At 69.1% G+C, this 17,142-nt stretch carries 11 protein-coding genes; 7 read left to right on the top strand and 4 right to left on the bottom strand.

Translation table 11 applies throughout. The annotated features are described in order from the left end of the window. Positions 1-102: 102 nt before the first annotated feature. From GJG85_RS01095 to GJG85_RS01085, 3 genes are all read right to left on the bottom strand, one after another. On the bottom strand, positions 103-2,589 hold the full coding sequence (locus tag GJG85_RS01095) for a tetratricopeptide repeat protein (RefSeq protein WP_204383551.1): 2,487 nt from the start codon (positions 2,587-2,589) through the stop codon (positions 103-105). Beyond that, complete coding sequence (locus GJG85_RS01090) at positions 2,586-4,784, bottom strand: tetratricopeptide repeat protein (RefSeq protein WP_050015959.1); 2,199 nt, start codon at positions 4,782-4,784, stop codon at positions 2,586-2,588. The genes GJG85_RS01095 and GJG85_RS01090 overlap by 4 nt, the downstream gene beginning before the upstream one ends. A gap of 241 nt (positions 4,785-5,025) precedes the next feature. Further along, positions 5,026-6,813, bottom strand: a complete 1,788-nt coding sequence (locus tag GJG85_RS01085) for a tetratricopeptide repeat protein (protein WP_204383549.1) — start codon at positions 6,811-6,813, stop codon at positions 5,026-5,028. Between GJG85_RS01085 and GJG85_RS01080 the strand changes: the two genes are divergently transcribed. The 7 genes from GJG85_RS01080 to GJG85_RS01050 all read left to right on the top strand — a co-directional run bounded on the left by GJG85_RS01080 (position 6,812) and on the right by GJG85_RS01050 (position 15,350). Beyond that, positions 6,812-7,075, top strand: a complete 264-nt coding sequence (locus tag GJG85_RS01080) for a hypothetical protein (protein WP_060733872.1) — start codon at positions 6,812-6,814, stop codon at positions 7,073-7,075. The two genes, GJG85_RS01085 and GJG85_RS01080, sit on opposite strands and share 2 nt — an antisense overlap. Positions 7,076-7,219: 144 nt before the next feature. Beyond that, positions 7,220-8,005, top strand: a complete 786-nt coding sequence (locus tag GJG85_RS01075) for a class I SAM-dependent methyltransferase (RefSeq protein ID WP_014722216.1) — start codon at positions 7,220-7,222, stop codon at positions 8,003-8,005. Beyond that, complete coding sequence (locus GJG85_RS01070; protein WP_050015947.1) at positions 8,002-9,387, top strand: FAD-binding oxidoreductase; 1,386 nt, start codon at positions 8,002-8,004, stop codon at positions 9,385-9,387. The genes GJG85_RS01075 and GJG85_RS01070 overlap by 4 nt, the downstream gene beginning before the upstream one ends. Further along, complete coding sequence (locus tag GJG85_RS01065; RefSeq protein ID WP_089488038.1) at positions 9,384-10,106, top strand: WbqC family protein; 723 nt, start codon at positions 9,384-9,386, stop codon at positions 10,104-10,106. The genes GJG85_RS01070 and GJG85_RS01065 overlap by 4 nt, the downstream gene beginning before the upstream one ends. A gap of 10 nt (positions 10,107-10,116) precedes the next feature. After that, the gene (locus tag GJG85_RS01060; protein ID WP_089488037.1) at positions 10,117-10,764 is read left to right on the top strand and encodes a class I SAM-dependent methyltransferase; all 648 of its coding nucleotides are present in this window, start codon (positions 10,117-10,119) and stop codon (positions 10,762-10,764) included. Positions 10,765-10,821: 57 nt separating this feature from the next. Further along, positions 10,822-11,979, top strand: coding sequence for a dTDP-4-amino-4,6-dideoxygalactose transaminase (rffA, locus tag GJG85_RS01055; protein WP_050015942.1), 1,158 nt, complete (start codon positions 10,822-10,824; stop codon positions 11,977-11,979). A gap of 2 nt (positions 11,980-11,981) precedes the next feature. Continuing rightward, the gene (locus GJG85_RS01050) at positions 11,982-15,350 is read left to right on the top strand and encodes a glycosyltransferase (protein ID WP_204383547.1); all 3,369 of its coding nucleotides are present in this window, start codon (positions 11,982-11,984) and stop codon (positions 15,348-15,350) included. A gap of 70 nt (positions 15,351-15,420) precedes the next feature. Here the strand turns inward: GJG85_RS01050 and GJG85_RS01045 are convergent, their stop codons facing one another. Continuing rightward, the gene (locus GJG85_RS01045; protein WP_204383545.1) at positions 15,421-16,929 is read right to left on the bottom strand and encodes a TIGR04222 domain-containing membrane protein; all 1,509 of its coding nucleotides are present in this window, start codon (positions 16,927-16,929) and stop codon (positions 15,421-15,423) included. Positions 16,930-17,142: the final 213 nt, after the last annotated feature.

Raw genomic sequence — 17,142 nt, 5'->3', positions numbered from 1 at the left:
GGCTACGCCCGCGTCGCCCGCTCGACGGCCGCGTCGATCATCTCGGGCGGCCGGCCCGACGATGCGCGAGCGCGGCTTCCTGCCGTGGCGCGATCCCGTTCGTCACGCGTCCCGGGGCGCCGTCTCGCCGGCCGCGTAGCGGGTCCACATGCCATGCAGTGCGTCCTCGAGGTTGCGTGCAAAGCGCGACGCATCGCACAGCGGCGACGCCAGCGCCCGCTCGCGCAGCGTTGCACGCAGCGTCGCCAGCCCGTCGCGGTCGCGCGCGAACGCGACGGCCTTCGCGAGATACGCATCCTCGTCTTCCGCGATCCATTCGCCCATGCCCGCCGCGTGCAGCAGGCTCTCGCAAATATGCGTGACGAACCGGCTGCCCTTCATCCCGAGCACCGGCACGCCCATCCACAGCGCTTCGGCCGTGGTCGTGCCGCCCGGGTACGGGAACGGGCTCAGCGCGATGTCGATGCGGTTATACGCGGCGAAGTACTCCGCACGCGGCGAACCGCCTTCGAGAATCAGCCGATCCGCGCCGATGCCGTGCCGCGCGAAGCGGTCGAGCGTCGCCCGGTTCACGTCGCCGGCGCCGAGCTCATGGGCCTTCAGCAGCAGGCGTGCGTCCGGCAGGGCGTGCAGGATGCGCGACCACAGCGCGACGACCTCGTCGCTGATCTTGATCAGCTTGCCGAAGCAGCCGAACGTGACGCCGCCATGAGCCGCCATCGGCAGCGGGCCGACCGCGACATCGTACGGCGGCGGCGTGAAGCACAGGTAGCTGTCCGGCAGCCGCCACGGCCGCTCGGTGAAGTGATGCGCCTCGTCGGCCGGCAGCGTATGCGCATCGCCGATGAAATAGTCGATCGCGCGGCAACCGGTCGTCGCGAAGAAACCGAGCCAGCTCGCCTGCACCGGCGCGGGCTTGTGCCCGAAGATCGGCAGGCCGCTCCAGTTGGTGTGGCCTGCCATATCGATCAGGATGTCGATGCCGTCGTCGCGAATCAGTTGCGCGGCCTCCTCGCGGCCCAGGCTGACCACCTTCTTCCAGCTCGCGAAGTTCGGCCTGAGCCGCGCGGTCACGTCGTCCTCGCCGACGAAGGTCACATAGGCATGCGGCTCGATGCGCGACCGGTCGATCCGCGCGAGCACGCTTTCAAGGAAGATGCCGACCGGGTGCTGCCGCAGGTCGCCCGACACGAAGCCGACGCGCAGCGGCCGCCCCTGCGCCTGCGCGACGCGCTGCGCGCGGTCGTGCTCGAACGGGTGCGCGTCGCGCTCGAGATGCTCGCCGTAGCGACGCGCTTCAGCGACCCACTCCTGCGGCTCGAACGCGGGTGAGCTCGACATGTTGAACAGCATCCGCGAGTACGCGCGATGCAGGTCGTGCCGGATCGCCGAGCGGAACGCATCCAGCGCGCCGGCGAGATCCCCTTTCGCCCACAGGATGTCGCCGAGCGTCATCTGGACCTTCAGCGGATCGATGCCGAGCGCCCTCGCGATCTCGGTGTGCTTCATCGCCTCGTCGAGCTTCTCGAGCCGAAACAGCGCGGCGGCGAGGTTGTGATGCGCGTCGGCATCGTCCGGGTTCAGGTCGATCGCATGCCGGTGGCTCAACTCCGCGGCGGCCAGCAAGTTGAGGTTGTGATACGCGAAGCCCAGGAAGTTGTATGCGTCGGCCAGTTCGGGATCGAGCTCGATCGCACGCCGGCACACCTGCACCGCCTGCCCGTATTCGCCCTGCTGGTTGCGCAAATCGCCGAGCCACGCCCATGCCTGTGCATGCGCGGGGTCGATCGCGACCGCCTGCTCGAGCAGTTCGAGCGCCTTGTCGAAATCGCCGATGCGCTGCAGCAACCTTGCCAGCACGCAGTGCGCGTCTGCGTCGCCCGGATCGAGCCCCTCGCGCGCATGGTCGATCGCGCCGTGCAGATCGCCGGCCGCGCGCAGCGTCGCGCTCAGCCCCCGGTGCGCGACACGGAAGCCCGGTTGCAGCGCGATGGCGCGACGATAGGCATCCGCGGCAGCGTCGAATTTCTCCTGCGCATGCAGCGCGTTGCCGAGATTGCAGTACGCATCCGCGTACTGCGGCTGGTGCGCGACGGCCTTGGCGTAGCTCGCGGCCGCCGCTTCGTGCTCGCCCAGGTCCTGCAGCGCGTTGCCGAGATTGTTGTACGCCTGCGCATAACCGGGGCGCAGCTCGATCGCGCGCGCGCAGCTCTGCATCGCGGCCGCCGGCTCGCGTGCGTCGCGCAACGCGTTGCCGAGGTTGTTGTGCGCCTCCGGATAGTCCGGTCGCAGCCCCACCGCGCGCCGGTAGTGCACGATCGCGTCGTCGAGCCGGCCGCTTTCGCGCAGCATGTTGCCCAGGTTGTTGAAGTACGACGCATCCGGCCGCTCGACGAGCGATTGCTCCATCAGCGCGAGCCCCGCGTCGTACTGCTTCAGCTGGCACGCGAGCAGCCCGAGGAAATGCAGTGCATCCGGCTGGCCCGGCTGCGCAGTGAGGATCGCGTCGTACAGTGTCTTCGCTTCCGCGAGACGCCCCGCCTGATGATGCGCCAGCGCGGACTGCAGCGTGTCGTGGATATCGTTCATGCTTCCTGCTCCGAGTTCGTATAGCGTTGCCACATGGCGAGGAACGCCGCTTCGAGATGCGCCGCGAACCGGCGCGCGTCGCACAACGGCGACGCGAGCAGCTGCGCACGCAGGCTCGCGCGCAGCGCCGCGAGGCGCTCGCGATCGTGCACCGCCGCGATCGCCTTCGCGACATAGCTGTCCTCGCCGTCAGCGACCCATTCGCCCATGCCCGCCGCGTGCAGCACGCTTTCGCAGATGTGCGTGACAAAGCGCCCGCCCTTCATGCCGAGCACCGGCACACCCATCCACAGCGCTTCGGCCGTGGTCGTGCCGCCCGGGTACGGGAACGGGCTCAGCGCGACGTCGATGCGGTTATATGCGCCGAAGTATTCCGCGCGCGGCGAACCGCCCTCGAGGATCAGCCGGTCCGCGTCGATGCCATGCCGCGCGAAGCGCGCGGCGGTCGCGTCGCGCACGCCCTCGCGACCGAGTTCGTGCGCCTTGAGCAGCAGCCGCGCGTTCGGCAGCGCATGCAGGATGCGCGACCACGCGCGCACGACGTCGTCGCCGATCTTCACGAGCTGGCCGAAGCAACCTAACGTCGGATGGCCGCTCGCCGCCATCGGCAGCGGGCCGACGTCGACGTCGCAGGCCGGCGGCGTGAAGCACAGGAAGCTGTCCGGCAGCCGCCACGGCTTCTCGACGAAGTGATGCGCTTCGGCGTCCGGCAGCGTGTAGCGGTCGCCGATGAAGTAGTCGATCGCGTCGCAGCCGGTCGACGCGAAGAAACCGAGCCAGCTCGCCTGCACCGGCGCGGGTTTCCAGCCGAACACGGGGAGTCCGCTCGATTGCGTATGGCCCGCGAGGTCGACGAGGACGTCGATTTCGTCGTCGTGAATCATCCGCGCGGCCAGGTCAGGACCCAGCGCGGCGATCGAGCGCCAGCCGTTCGCGTGCGGCTTCAGTTTCGCGGTGATCGCGTCCTCCTCGTCCGTGGTCACGTACACGCGCAGGTCGATGCGCGTGCGCTCGAGGTGCGCGAGCACGCTTTCCAGGAAGATCCCGACCGGGTGCAGGCGCAGGTCGCCGGACACGAAGCCGACGCGCAGTGGCCGCCCCTGCGCGCGCGCGGCCCGCTCGCGCGGATCGTGCGCATGGCGCGTCGAACGCGCGGCCAGGTGCCGGCCGTAGCGCCGCGCGTCGGCCAGGTAGTCGGCGGGGTTCACGCAAGCGGACGCCGCCGCGCTGAACAGCAGCCGGTTCAGCACGGTCGCCGCCACGTCGTCGGCGTCGTCGCGCACCAGCGCGAGCGCGTCGCGATAGGCCTGGACCGCGGCATCGACGTTGCCCTGCGCGCGCAGGATGTCGCCGAGATTGACGTGCATCAACACGGCCGGCGGACCGGCCTGCAACGCCTGCCGGCAATACACGAGCGCCTCGTCGAGCCGCTGCAGCTTCAACAGCACGACGGACAGGTTGTGGCACGCGCCGGCGTCCGCCGGATTGAGCGTGACGGCCGTGCGATGGCACGCTTGCGCATCCTCGAGCCGGTTCAGTCCGTGATACGCGTTGCCCGCGTGGTTATGTGCTTCAGCGAGGTTCGGCGCGAGCCGGATCGCGTCCTGCGCATGCGCGAGCGCTTCCGCGCAGCGCAGTTGCTTGTGACGCACGGCGCTCAGGTTCGCGTGGGCCATCGCCATCGACGCATCCAGCTCGATCGCGCGGCCGTAATGCGTGGCGGCGCCATCGAGGTCGCCCAGATCCTGCAGCGCATTGCCGAGGTTGTTGTACGCCTGCGCATAACCGGGGCGCAGCTCGATCGCGCGCGCGCAGCTCTGCATCGCGGCCGCCGGCTCGCGTGCGTCGCGCAATGCGTTGCCGAGGTTGTTGTGCGCCTCCGGATAGTCCGGCCGCAGCGCCACCGCGCGCCGATAGTGCGCAATCGCGTCGTCGAGCCGGCCGCTTTCGCGCAGCATGTTGCCCAGGTTGTTGAAGTAAGACGCGTCCGGCCGCTCGACGAGCGATTGCTCCATCAGCGCGAGCCCCGCGTCGTACTGCTTCAGCTGGCACGCGAGCAGCCCGAGGAAATGCAGCGCATCCGGCTGGCCCGGCTGCGCGGTGAGGATCGCGTCGTACAGCGTCTTCGCTTCCGCGAGACGCCCCGCCTGATGATGCGCGAGCGCCGCCTGCAATGCCTGTCCTGTTCCGTCCATCTCGTCTGCTTTGCTCATTAGGAATGCGGATCGCGTCCGAAGCCGATCCGCCTGCCGCCGTGTCCGATCATCACGGCCGACGCCGCCATCCCATCGCGTGCCATCCCGACGACGGTGTCGCGCACGCGCCACCGGTCGGAATGACGATCACGTCGGCCGGCGCGGTGTTCGGCGCGAGGGCCGCCATGTTCCGCTTGCCGCCACCATGGAAATGCCCACGCACGTCAAGTCGTAGGCGGCCTCACACGGATGCGACCGGCGCGGCTTCGACGTGCTGCGCCCACATGCCGTGCAGTGCGTCCTCGAAGTGGCGCGCGAAGCGGGGCGCATCGCACAGCGGCGACGCGAGCACCTGCGCGCGCAGCGTCGTGCGCAGCGCCGCCAGCTCGGCCGGCTGGCCAACCTGCGCGACGGCCTTCGCGACATACGCGGCGTCGTCGTCCGCGATCCACTCGGGCAGCCGCGCCGAATGCAGCAGGCTCTCGGCGATGTGCGACAGGAAGCGCTCGCCGCGCCGGCACAGCACGGGCACGCCCATCCACAGCGCTTCGGCGGTCGTCGTGCCGCCCGGATACGGGAACGGGCTCAGCATCAGGTCGACACGCCGGTACGCGGCCAGGTATTCGGCGCGCGGCGAGCGGCCTTCGAGGATCAGGCGCTGCGCGCCGATGCCGTGCGCCGCGAAGCGCGCGGCAAGCGCCTGCTGCTCGCGCGGATCGTCGAGATGCTCGGCCTTCACGAACAGCTTCGCGCCCGCGACCGATTGCAGCACGCGCGACCAGACCGCGACGACATGATCGGTAATCTTCGCGAGCTTGCCGAAATAGCCGAAGGTCGGATGGCCGTTCGCGAGCATCGGCAGCGCGCCGACGTCGACAGGCTCGGCCGGCGGCGTGAAGCACAGATAGCTGTCCGGCAGGTGCCACGGCCGCTCGGTGAAATGCGCGGCCTCGGCGGGCGGCAGCACGTGACGGTCGCCGATCACGTAGTCGATCGCGCCCACGCCGGTGCTCGCGAAATAACCGGGCCAGCTCGCCTGCAGCGGCGCCGGCTTCCACGCGAACAGCGGCAGGCGGTTGTAGACCGTGTGGCCCGCCGCGTCGAGCAGCACGTCGATGCGGTCCGCGCGAACACGCGCAGCCGCCGCTTCGTCGCTCAGGCCGGCGATGCTGGTCCATGTCGAGAAGGCCAGCTTGATGCGGGCGGTCACGTCGTCCTCGACGTCGCGCGTCGGGTACGCATGCATCTCGATCCGGTTCGCGTCGAGATGCTTCAGCATGCTCTCGATGAAATAGCCGACCGGATGCGACTTCAGGTCGCCCGACACGATGCCGACCTTCAGCGGCCGCCCGACCCGGGGAGCCAGGTCGACGAGCCAGTCCGTCCACGGCGTCGCGCACCGCGTGACGAGTTCGTCGTAGCGCGCGGCCTCGGCGAGATAGGCGTCGTGGTCGAACGCTTCGCTGAAGTGGCTCGCGAACAGCAGGTTGCTGCGCGGCTCCGGCAGTTCGGGGCGCAGCGCGACCGCGTGCCGGTAAGCCTCGAGCGCGGCCGGAATCTCGTTCAGGTCGAACAGCGCATTCCCAACGTTGTTGTAGGCCTGGCCGTTGTCCGGCTTCAGCGCAATGGCCTGGCAGAACGCATCGACGGCCGCGCGCGCGTCGCCGGCGAGCCGCAGCGCGTTGCCGAGGTTGTTGTACGCATCGACGTAGTCGGGTCGCAGCTCGATTGCGAGACGGAAGCACTCGGCGGCGGCGGCGTGACGGTTGTCCGCCTGCATCACGTTGCCGAGGTTGTAGTAGTACATCGCGTCCGGCCGGATCTCGATCGCCGCCATGATCAGGTCGGATGCCTCCTGATAGCGCCCGTACTGATGGCCGATCAGGCCGAGGAGGTGAAGCGCGTCCGCGTGCCGGGGATCGGTGTCGAGGATCTGCCGGTACAGCGTCTCGGCCTCTTCCAGCCGGTCGGCCTGATGGTGCGCCAGCGCCTGTTCGATCGTGGCGGCGGCGGGGGAGGTGGGCATCATGAGCTTTGTCGTCCTGGTAGCCAATACGGGATTCGAATCGCGGCCGGCGCCGCTGCGTCGGCACACGCCTTCGCCCGCGGACGCACGCACCGACGGTCTCCGACGTGTCCGAATTCTCCACGCGCTCGCCGCGTTCCAATTTGGCGAGCAGGTGCTGGAATTGGTCGCTATTCCCGCGACTGCACGCCGCCCCCTCGGGCGCCCCGAATTCGCGCCGGACACGCGCGCATCCATCGAAATGCGGGGTGAAACCACCCGCTAATCCGACATTCGATCCTGGCGGCGCTCGCTAGACTTGATCGTAGAAAGATGTCCGACCTGCGACGCTCGGACGGTTGCGCATTCCGATGCCACCGTGCCGACACGCGCTCGTCCGGTCACACCCTTTGCGCCTGGAGCCCTGTGTATGCACGAATCAGCGATCATCACCAACGCAGATGGCGATCAGCTCGCGGCGCGCCGCGAACTGTTCGACCTGATGCAGACCTACCCCGCGACGCGCGAGGAACTGGAACGGTCGCTCGGCCTGTTCGTGCGCGGCTCGCTCCTCGCACGCATTCTCGCGACCTTCGAGATTTATCAAAAAATCGTGCCGCTGCCGGGCGCGATCCTCGATCTCGGCACGTGGCGCGGGCAGACCGCCGTGCTGTGCGAGAACTTCCGCGCGATTCTCGAGCCGCTGAACTTCCAGCGCCGGATCCACGCATTCGATACGTTCACGGGCTACACGGGCTTCGCCGAGCACGACACCCGCGACCGCAAGCTGTTCTCCGACGGCACGTACTCGCTGTCCGGCGAGTACGCCGACCTGCTGCGCAAGCTGCTGAACCTGCACGAGCGCAGCAACGCGATGGGACACGTGCATGACAAGCACCACGTGTGGGAAGGCGACTGCCGCGATACGCTGGCGGCGTTCGACGAAGCGCATCCCGGCGAGATGGTCGCGCTCGCGTGGTTCGACCTGAACGTGATCGAGCCGACCCGGCACGCGTTCGACGCGGTGATGGAGCGGCTGGTGCCCGGCGGCGTCGTCGCGTTCTGGCAGCTCACCCGCGGCGGCCAGCTGCCCGCGGAAGGCGTCCATTACCTGCGCGACCTGCTCGGCAACCGTCCGCACCAGATCCACAAGGCTGCGGCCTATCCGTCGCTCTGCTACCTGTCATTCCCCGAAGGTGGGGGCACACGCAAATGAAAATCGCAATCCTCGGCAACGGCATTCTCGGCCTGATGACGGCCCGAGCATGGCAGCAGGCCGACGCGGGCGTCGAACTCGTGATCGTCGGCCACGCGCATCGGCCCGGCTCGGCCACGCGCGCTGCGGCGGCGATGCTCAATTCGTTCACCGAGCTGGAAGGCGATTCGCTCGGCACGCCGATCGACCGCTTCAAGTTCGAGCTGAGCCGCGGCGCGACGGCGGCCTGGCCCGCCGTATTCGCTGAAATCTGCACGCCGGCGCGCGCGGTCGCGCACGGCTTCGGCACCTTCGTGCTGAACAACGCGGCGACCGACGCGCTCGACGACGAGAACTTCGCGGCCATGCAGCGGTTCTGCCGCGAATTCGAGGAGCCCTGCGAGGCGGTCGATCCGTCAGGCATCCCGAACTATCATCCGGACCCGCGCTATCGCGCGCTGAAGGCGGTCTTCCTGAAGCGCGAAGGCTGGGTCAATCCCAAACAGTTTCTCGACGCGCTGACCGCGTCGGTCGCGCAAGCCGGCAACGTGCGCTTCATCGACGCCGAGGTCGAGCGGCTCGACACCGCGGCCGGACGCGTCACCGGGGCGCGCCTGTCCGATGGCAGCGTGCTCGGCGCGGACCGCTTCATCCTCTGCAACGGCGCCAACGTGACGCGCGTGCTGCAGGCGAGCCTGCCCGAGCTGCCGGTGCAGCGGATGTTCTACGGCATCGGCATGTCGATCGAACTGCAGAGCACGGAGAACGTGCACACGCACTGCGTGCGCACGACCAACCGCGGCCTCGCGTGCGGTGTGTATTCGGCGCCGTACGGGCCCGACCGGACCCTCGTCGGCGCCAGCAACTACATCAGCCCGGTGCCGCACGAGCACGGCCACGCCGGCAGCGCGTACACGCTGCTCAAGTCCGCGATGGACCAGATCAACACCCGCTTCTCGCGCGCGAACCTGGTCAACGTCAACGTCGGCTGGCGACCGACGACGTCCGACCTGTATCCGCTGTTCGGCGAAACCAGCGTGCGCGACCTGTGGATTCTCGGCGGCACCAAGCGCGACGGCTTCCACCTGTCGCCGGTGCTGTGCCGCGATCTCGTCGCGGCGATGCGCGGCGAACCGATCGATCCGCGCTACGCGGAACTCGCGCCCGAACGCCCGCTGATCCGCAACATGACGCGCGAGGCGGCGATCGCGAAGACGGTACGCCATCAGATCAATGCCGCGTACCAGCACGACTTCGTGCCGGCGCGCAACCGCATGGTCGAACAGCTCCGGAACGCGATGCGCGCGGACCTGGAGGCGCTGCACGACAAGCTGGGCGCAACGGACTGGGGCATTCCGCCCGAGCTCGTCGACATGTACCGGTACGGCCACATTCCGGCATGAGCGGTGCGACCATGAACCGCGACGCGAAGCGGGTGGCGATCGTCCAGTCCAACTACATTCCGTGGAAGGGCTACTTCGACCTGATCGCCGCCAGCGACGAGTTCATCCTCTACGATGACGCGCAGTACACGCGCCGCGACTGGCGCAACCGCAACCAGATCAAGACGCCGCAGGGCGTGCAATGGCTGAGCGTGCCGGTGAAGGTGAAGGGCAAGTATCACCAGTCGATCCGCGAAACCGAGATCGACGGCGCCGACTGGGCGCCGCTGCACTGGAAGGCCCTGCAGCAGAACTACGCGCGCGCGCCGCACTTCGCGCGCTATGCGGACGAGCTCGAAGCGCTCTACACCGGTCGCACCTACGGGATGCTGAGCGAGCTGAATGCCGCGATGCTGACGTGGGTCCTGCGGCAACTGGAAATCGGCACGCGCGTGTCGTCGACGTCGGACTATGCGCTCCACGGCGACCGCACCGAGAAGCTGCTGAACCTGTGCGTGCAGGCGGGCGCGTCCGAGTACCTGTCCGGCCCGGCCGCGCGCAGCTACCTCGACGAGAACCTGTTCGCCGATGCCGGCGTCGCGGTGCGCTGGTTCGACTATCCGAGCTATCCCGAGTATCCGCAGCAGTGGGGCGACTTCGTCCACGGCGTGACCGTGCTCGACGTGCTGTTCAACTGCGGTCCCGACGCGCGTCGGTACGCGCTGACCTCGAAAGACTGAGGCGATGTCCATGAGCGAATCCCGGCATGCGAGCCTGCTGGAAGAAGTGGCCGCGTACTACAGCGCGCGGCTGGCCGAGCACGGCGCGACCGCGCGCGGCGTCGACTGGAACGGCGAAACCGGCCAGTTCCTGCGCTTCGAACAACTGACGAAGATCCTGCCCGAGTCCGGCGGCCACTCGGTGAACGATATCGGCTGCGGCTACGGCGCGCTGGTCGATTTCCTGAAGGCGCGTGCGCTGCCGGACGGCTTCGCGTATGCGGGCTACGACATCTCGTCCGACATGGTCGACGCCGCGCGGCAGCGCTATCGCGACGACGCGAACGTCGCGTTTCATGTCGGCGCGGTGCCGCAGGCCGCGTCGGACTACGGGATCGCATCCGGCATCTTCAACGTCAGGCGCGGTCACGACGACGACGCGTGGCTCGACTACATCCACGCGACGCTCGACACGCTGCACGCGACGAGCCGCCTGGGCTTCGCGTTCAACTGCCTGACGTCGTATTCCGATCCGCCGTTCATGCGCCCGGACCTGCTGTACTACGCGGACCCGTGCGCGCTGTTCGATCGCTGCAAGCGCCGCTATTCGCGCCACGTCGCGCTGCTGCACGACTACGGCCTGTACGAATTCACGATTCTCGTCCGCAAGGACATCTGAGCGGCGCCGCGCGCGAGTCGCGCGGCCGAACGTCCCCCCTTACTGCGGAGCCTGACCATGTTCGGCCCACCCAATCTCGACGTCATTCCGTTCGGCCGCCCGTTCGTGGTCGGCAAGGAGCTCTACTACATCGCGAAAGCGGTCGAGCAGGGCGGCCTCGCCGGCGACCAGGCGTTCACGAAGCTCTGCCACCGCTGGCTGGAAGCGCGCATCGGCTGCCAGCGCGCGCTGCTCACGCACTCGTGCACGGCCGCGCTCGAGATGGCCGCGATCCTCGCCGACGTGCAGCCCGGCGACGAAGTGATCATGCCGTCCTACACGTTCGTGTCGACCGCCAACGCGTTCGTGCTGCGCGGCGCGACGCCGGTGTTCGTCGACATCCGCCGCGACACGCTGAACCTTGACGAGACGCAGATCGCCGCCGCGATCACCCAGCGCACGCGCGCGATCGTGCCGGTGCACTACGCGGGCGTCGCATGCGACATGGACGTGATCGGGCAGCTCGCGGCGGACCACGACCTGTGGGTGATCGAGGACGCCGCTCAGGCGCTGCAGTCGTCGTGGAACGGCAAGCCGCTCGGCAGCCTCGGCCACCTCGCGTGCCTCAGCTTCCACGAGACCAAGAACGTGATCTCGGGCGAAGGCGGCGCGCTGCTGGTCAACGACCCACGCCTCGTCGAGCGCGCGGAAATCATCCGCGAGAAGGGCACCAACCGCAGTCAGTTCTTCCGCGGGCAGGTGGACAAGTACACATGGGTCGACGTCGGCTCGTCGTTCCTGCCGGGCGAGCTGATCGCGGCGTTCCTGTACGCGCAGTTCGAGCACGCCGACGTGATCACCGCGCAGCGGCGCGCGACCGTGCAGCGCTACCAGGACGCGCTGCGGCCGCTGCACGCGGACGGGCTGATCGAGCTGCCCGCGATTTCGCTCGCCGAGCGCGGCAACGGCCACATGTTCTATTTCCTCGCACGCACCCTCGCCGAACGCACCGAGTTGCTGCAGCAGATCCGCGCGGTGGGCGTGAACGCGGTGTTCCACTACGTGCCGCTGCACAGTTCGCCGGCCGGCCAGCGCTACGGGCGCTGCGGGTCCGGCATGGCGGTGACGGACCTCGTCGCCGACCGGCTCGTCCGGCTGCCGCTTTACCACGACATGACCGAAGCCGAACAGGATCGCATCCTCGACGTGGTCTTCGATTTCTACCGCACCCGATAACGATGACGACTCCCAAACTTGGCCTGGCGCACGGCGGTTCGCGCATTTTTACGCGACTCGGCCACCCGTACTACATCCTCGCGCCGAATTTCCGGCAAACCTCCGGCGGGATCCGCGCGATGCACTACCTGTGCCACGTGCTGAACCTGCTCGGCCACGAAGCGTACGTCTGCACGCCGGTCGTGCATCCTGACCTGCGCACGCCGCCGCTGACCGACGACATCGTGCAAGCGCACGCCCGCGCGAATCGCAGCCCGATCGTCGTCTACCCGGACGTCGTCACCGGCAATCCGTTCAACGCGCGCTGCGTCGTACGCTACCTGCTGGCCGAGCCCGGCCGCATCAACGGCGAACCGATCACCCTGCAGCCGAACGACCTCATCTTCACGTTCGGGCCGTCGCTGGTGCCCGAAGAATGGCAGGCGGACCTGCTGCGCATGCCGCTGGTCGACACGCGCATCTTCAACAGCGACGGTGTCGACGACGCCCGCCGCAACGGCACGGCCGTCTTCATCAATCGCCACCTGCGGCGCGGCGGCACGCTGCATCCGGTCACCGCCGAGTCGATCGAAATCTCGACCCGCGTGCCGGAACGTTCGGCGCACGAACTCGCGGCGCTGTTCCGACAGGTCGAGTGCGTGTACATGTACGAATGGTCCACCGCCGTGTTCGAAGCGCTGCTGTGCGGCTGCCCGGTCGTGTGCATCATGAATGACGCGTCGCTGTCGGAGCCGACCCGGTGGGTGATGGACGGCAAGGGCATCGCGTGGGGGCTCGACGAACACGAGATCGCCCACGCGAAGGCCACCGTTCACGAAGCGCGCAGCGTCTACCTGAAGGAAGAGGAGGCGTTCTGGCAGCAGTTGCAGAACTTCGTCGAGCGGACCCAGGCCCACGCGGACACGCTGGATGCGCAGGCCTTCGCGACGGGCGCCGCCGCCCAGGGACGGCCCGCGTCCGCGCCGCGCTCGTGCATCGCGGTCGTCACCGCCGAGCCGGCCGACCACGCGCGCACCAGCATGCGCTTCGCGCAGCCGTTCGCGCGGCTGGACCGCGAATGGGCGCTGACGTTCCCTGTCACGCCAGCCGGCATCGATCCCGACGCGCTGCAGCGCGCTGACCTGATCGTGCTGCAGGGCGACACGCCGGGCCTGCTGTCTCCCGCCACGCTGGAACACCTGTTTTCGCTCGGCAAGCCGGTCGTCCTCGAGATCGACACGCCGCTCGACACGCTGCTCGCCGACATCCCCGGCGCGGCCGACAACGCGCGCCGCAAGGCGGGCATCCGCAGCGCCGTGCAGCGCGCGCATGCGCTCGTCGTGCCGTCGGAAGCGCTGGCGCGGCAGTACCGTCATGTCAACGCATCGGTCCACGTGCTGCCGACCGGCGTCGATCTCGAGCGTCTGCACCGCGCGGCGCCCGGCGTGCGCGACCACGTGAACCTCGCGGTTTCCGGCACCGGTCTCGACGACGTGCGTCTCGAGCAGGTCCGCCAGGCGCTGGTCGAGCTCCGCCGCCGGTTTCCGGGGAAGCTCCGGGTATCGTTCGTCGGTGCGGCGCTGCCGGCCGGCTGGGACCGCGAACCGGACGTCACGCTGATCGCGGAGCCTGCCCCTTACGACAGCTACGCCGACGCGCTGAAGCGCGCGGACCTCGACATCGCGCTGGTCGCGGCGCCGGTCAAATTGCACGACGACGCGCCGCCGCGCGCATGGCTCGAATGCTCGGCGGCCGGCGCGGCCACGGTGCTCGTCGCCACGCCGGCGGAAGGCTGCCCGGTTGTCCACGGCCGCACGGGCTGGCTCGTCGCCGACACCGCCGACGCGTGGGTCGACGCGATCGCGCACCTGATCGAGCATCCGCAAACCCGCGCGCAACTCGCCGCGGCCGCGCAGGATGCGATCCGTGCGCAGCACGACATCGGCCGCAACGCCGCGCGCCACGGCGTGCTGTACGCGCGGCTGCTCGCGGAGAACCGGACGCTGGCGCCCGTCGCCGCGACGGCGGACGCCGCACCGCGCCGCAAGCGCCTGATCGTGTACTCGATCGATCCGGACGCGTGCGCGTCATCGCGAATTCGCCTCACGCTGCCGTTCGGTCTGCTGAACGACGAATGGGAACTCGTCCCGGGCATCCGGGACGGCCAGATCGACAGCAGCGTGCTGGCCACGGCCGACGCCATCCTGCTGCACCGGCTGACGCCCGGCATGCTGACGGGCAACGACCTGTACACGATCTTCAAGCATGAAAAGCCGGTGATCTACGAGACCGACGACCTGCTGACCGACCTGCCGGCCGCGCATCCGCTCGCCACGCAAGGCGGGATGGCCCGCGCGGGGATCGAGCTCGTGCTGCGCAACGCGGACGCCGTGATCGTATCCACGCCGTTCATCGCCAGCCGCTACCGGCTGTCGCACCCGCGCGTTCACGTGCTGCCCGACAGCGTGGACTTCGACCGGTTCTACCGCCCCGTGACGGCGCGCGGCGACGACTGCGTGACGATCGGCATCGCCGGCGCGTCGCTGCGCGCCGACAACTTCGCGCTGGTCGACGCGGCGCTGCACGCGATCTGCGCACGCCATCCCGGCAAGGTCAAGGTGAGTTTCGTCGGCGCGGACGTCCCGCCAGGCTGGGCCGGCCACCCGGCCGCCGGGTGCGAGCCCGAGCTTCACGACTACGACGCGCACGCACGACGCCTGCCGGAACGGCGCTGGGACGTCGCGCTGCTGCCGCTCGCCGACCACGACTACAACGCCGGCACGAGCACGATCCAGTGGCAGGAATACGCGGCGGCCGGCATCGCGTCGATCGTCAGCGACCGGCCAGCCTATCGCCTCGCGCTGCACGACGGCTGCGACGGCCTGCTGGTCCCGGACGAACCGCAGGCCTGGGTCGACGCGCTCGATCGGCTGATCGCGAACCCGGCGCTGCGCCGCGGGCTCGCGCGCACGGCGCAGGCGAAGGTCCGCAAGCATCACGCGCTGCAGCAGGCGCTGCCGCGCTATCGCCATGTGTATCAGCAGTGCATCGACAAAGGCGCGGTCGGCAACCCGCCCGGCCGGCCGGATGCGCCGATCGCCGGCGCGCTGATCCTGGACGCCGAAGGCGACCTCGACAAGGTCCGGCTGAGCCTGCAGGAAATCGCAAGGCGGCCGGAACAGGATCTGCTGGCGGTCGTGGTGACCTCGTCGCAGGCGCCGCTGCCCGAATGGACCGACAAGGTGCGCTATCTGCACGCGCCCGCGCACGAGTACACGGCCACCGTCGAGCAAGTCTGCGCACTGCCGGCGTTCGACTGGACGCTGATCGTCGAGGCGGGGGACGGGCGCGCTGCGCAGGCACGAACGCCTGCGGATGCCGCGATCGCGTAGTTCGACGCGCGCCGTGCCGCTTGCCTGACGCTGGCGACCCGGCGCGCTGTTCCGGCAGCGCGCCCTGTGCTCAGCTGCTTGAACAGCCGCCGCAACTGCTTGAGCTGCATGAGCTCGACGAACTGCAGCTCGACGACGAGTCACTCGAACTGTAGGACGAACCGGTCGATCCGCCCGCCCGCGCGGCGGTCGGCGTCAACGGCGGCGGCTCCATCAGCACCATCGAATACGCGGCCCATGCGGTGCCGGTCAGCGCGCCCGCGCCGAACAGCGCGGCGGTCCACAGCAACGCGTCCGGCCGGTCGTGTTCGTCGCTGCGCACAATCCGTCGGGCGACGAGCGACGCCTGCCCGCCGACCGTCAGGCCGGGCCGCCCGAACCCGGTCAGCCGCCCCACGACGATGCGGTATGCAATCGCGAACGCCGCCATGCAGATCACGAGTAACAAGACCGGCCGTCCGCGACTCAGCCCGACCACCAGTTTCGCCGCGCCCGTGCCGAGCACCCCCAGCGCGATCGCGCGGGCCATGCGCGCCGTCCGCATGTCGCCCGGCGCCCAGAAACAGCCACGCGCGCGCAACGATTTCGCCTGCTCGGCAGCGCGACGCGCCAGCAACTGACGGAACGCGCCGAAGCTGGCCTCCCCCTCAGGCTGCCCGGCCAGCCATTCACATTCGTCCCCGTATTCGCCCGCCCGTGTCGCATCGACGAGCCGCACGCGCCCGCCCAGTCGCCCGGCCATCGCCAGCTCGATCGCGCCGGCGTGAACGAGCGACAGCGTCGCGACCTGCACGACCCGCGACTCGTCGCCGGCGAGGTACGCGGCCTGCTCGACCGTCAGGTCCGACGAGAATGCGCGCCTGCGCCGGCACCGGTATTCGATCTGTTGCGCAAGCCCGATCAACAGCAGCGCGGCCACGCAGGCCGGGATGTAGAACGCGAGAAACTGCGGCCCCGTGTAGTTCAGCACGTCGAAGTCTTGCGCCGATGCGCAGGTCGCGGCGACGCTCGCGGCGGCCGCCGGCCACGCGAGTTTCGGCAGCCGGTTGCGCCACGTGCTCCGCGTCGGCGCGAGGGCCGGCTCGTCTGCCTGCGGCGGCACCGCTTCGGCCGGCCGGTCAACGGGGCGCGGCCAGATCGATTCCGGCGGCTCATAGCCGAACAGCCGGCGGTAGCTGTCGAGCGTGTCGCGATAGCGCTGCGCGTACACCGCGCCCTCGTCCGGCGCGCCCGTGGCGGGCATGTGATGCAGTCGCGCACGCAGCACGCCGGCGCAGAAGACGTCCCAGTATTCGAGCGTGTACTGCAGGTGGAAATGCCACGCGGCATCGACCGCGACCGACGGCGTGACCGGGTGCCCGGCCGCCTGCGCGAGAAACGCGAAACGCTTGTACTCCTCGATCACGGCCAGCGCGTGCGCATGCGACCAGCCTTCGGCTTCGGCAAGGCGGCGGCTGTATGGCAGCGGCGCGTGCGGATCGTCGGGAGAATAGGTGTTCAGACGCGCGAGCAGCGCCTGCTGCGCATCGGTCAGCGCGCAGGCAGCGACTGCGGTCGAGGTGGACGGAATGGCAGCCATCGGAGTCGGCGCGATGCGCGGACGGCCGCCGCGATCGACGCTTGGAGTTGTCGTTGCGGGCGATTCTCGCACAATGGAAAGGCGGAGGAATAGCGGGGGAAATGACGGCGCGATACCGTGCGGTGACGCTATGCCTGGACGACTTCAGGAAAACGGATCGGGGAATTCGACGCCTGGATTCACTCACATCGAAGGGGCCCAAGAGCCCCTTCG

Origin of the sequence: Burkholderia sp. MS389 (assembly GCF_016899425.1) — a bacterium.
GTDB lineage: Bacteria > Pseudomonadota > Gammaproteobacteria > Burkholderiales > Burkholderiaceae > Burkholderia > Burkholderia sola.
The sequence above is the reverse complement of the archived record's forward strand: the minus strand, read 5'-3'. Positions and strand labels throughout refer to the sequence as shown.

What these genes read in the sequence shown, in the direction of transcription:
- rffA (WP_050015942.1), top strand. Translation starts at nt 10,822, where the DNA reads ATGTTCGGCCCACCCAATCTCGACGTCATTCCGTTCGGCCGCCCGTTC.
- GJG85_RS01050 (WP_204383547.1), top strand. Translation starts at nt 11,982, where the DNA reads ATGACGACTCCCAAACTTGGCCTGGCGCACGGCGGTTCGCGCATTTTT.
- GJG85_RS01095 (WP_204383551.1), bottom strand. Translation starts at nt 2,589, where the DNA reads ATGAACGATATCCACGACACGCTGCAGTCCGCGCTGGCGCATCATCAG.
- GJG85_RS01075 (WP_014722216.1), top strand. Translation starts at nt 7,220, where the DNA reads ATGCACGAATCAGCGATCATCACCAACGCAGATGGCGATCAGCTCGCG.
- GJG85_RS01080 (WP_060733872.1), top strand. Translation starts at nt 6,812, where the DNA reads ATGAGCTTTGTCGTCCTGGTAGCCAATACGGGATTCGAATCGCGGCCG.
- GJG85_RS01090 (WP_050015959.1), bottom strand. Translation starts at nt 4,784, where the DNA reads ATGGACGGAACAGGACAGGCATTGCAGGCGGCGCTCGCGCATCATCAG.
- GJG85_RS01060 (WP_089488037.1), top strand. Translation starts at nt 10,117, where the DNA reads ATGAGCGAATCCCGGCATGCGAGCCTGCTGGAAGAAGTGGCCGCGTAC.
- GJG85_RS01085 (WP_204383549.1), bottom strand. Translation starts at nt 6,813, where the DNA reads ATGATGCCCACCTCCCCCGCCGCCGCCACGATCGAACAGGCGCTGGCG.
- GJG85_RS01070 (WP_050015947.1), top strand. Translation starts at nt 8,002, where the DNA reads ATGAAAATCGCAATCCTCGGCAACGGCATTCTCGGCCTGATGACGGCC.
- GJG85_RS01065 (WP_089488038.1), top strand. Translation starts at nt 9,384, where the DNA reads ATGAGCGGTGCGACCATGAACCGCGACGCGAAGCGGGTGGCGATCGTC.
- GJG85_RS01045 (WP_204383545.1), bottom strand. Translation starts at nt 16,929, where the DNA reads ATGGCTGCCATTCCGTCCACCTCGACCGCAGTCGCTGCCTGCGCGCTG.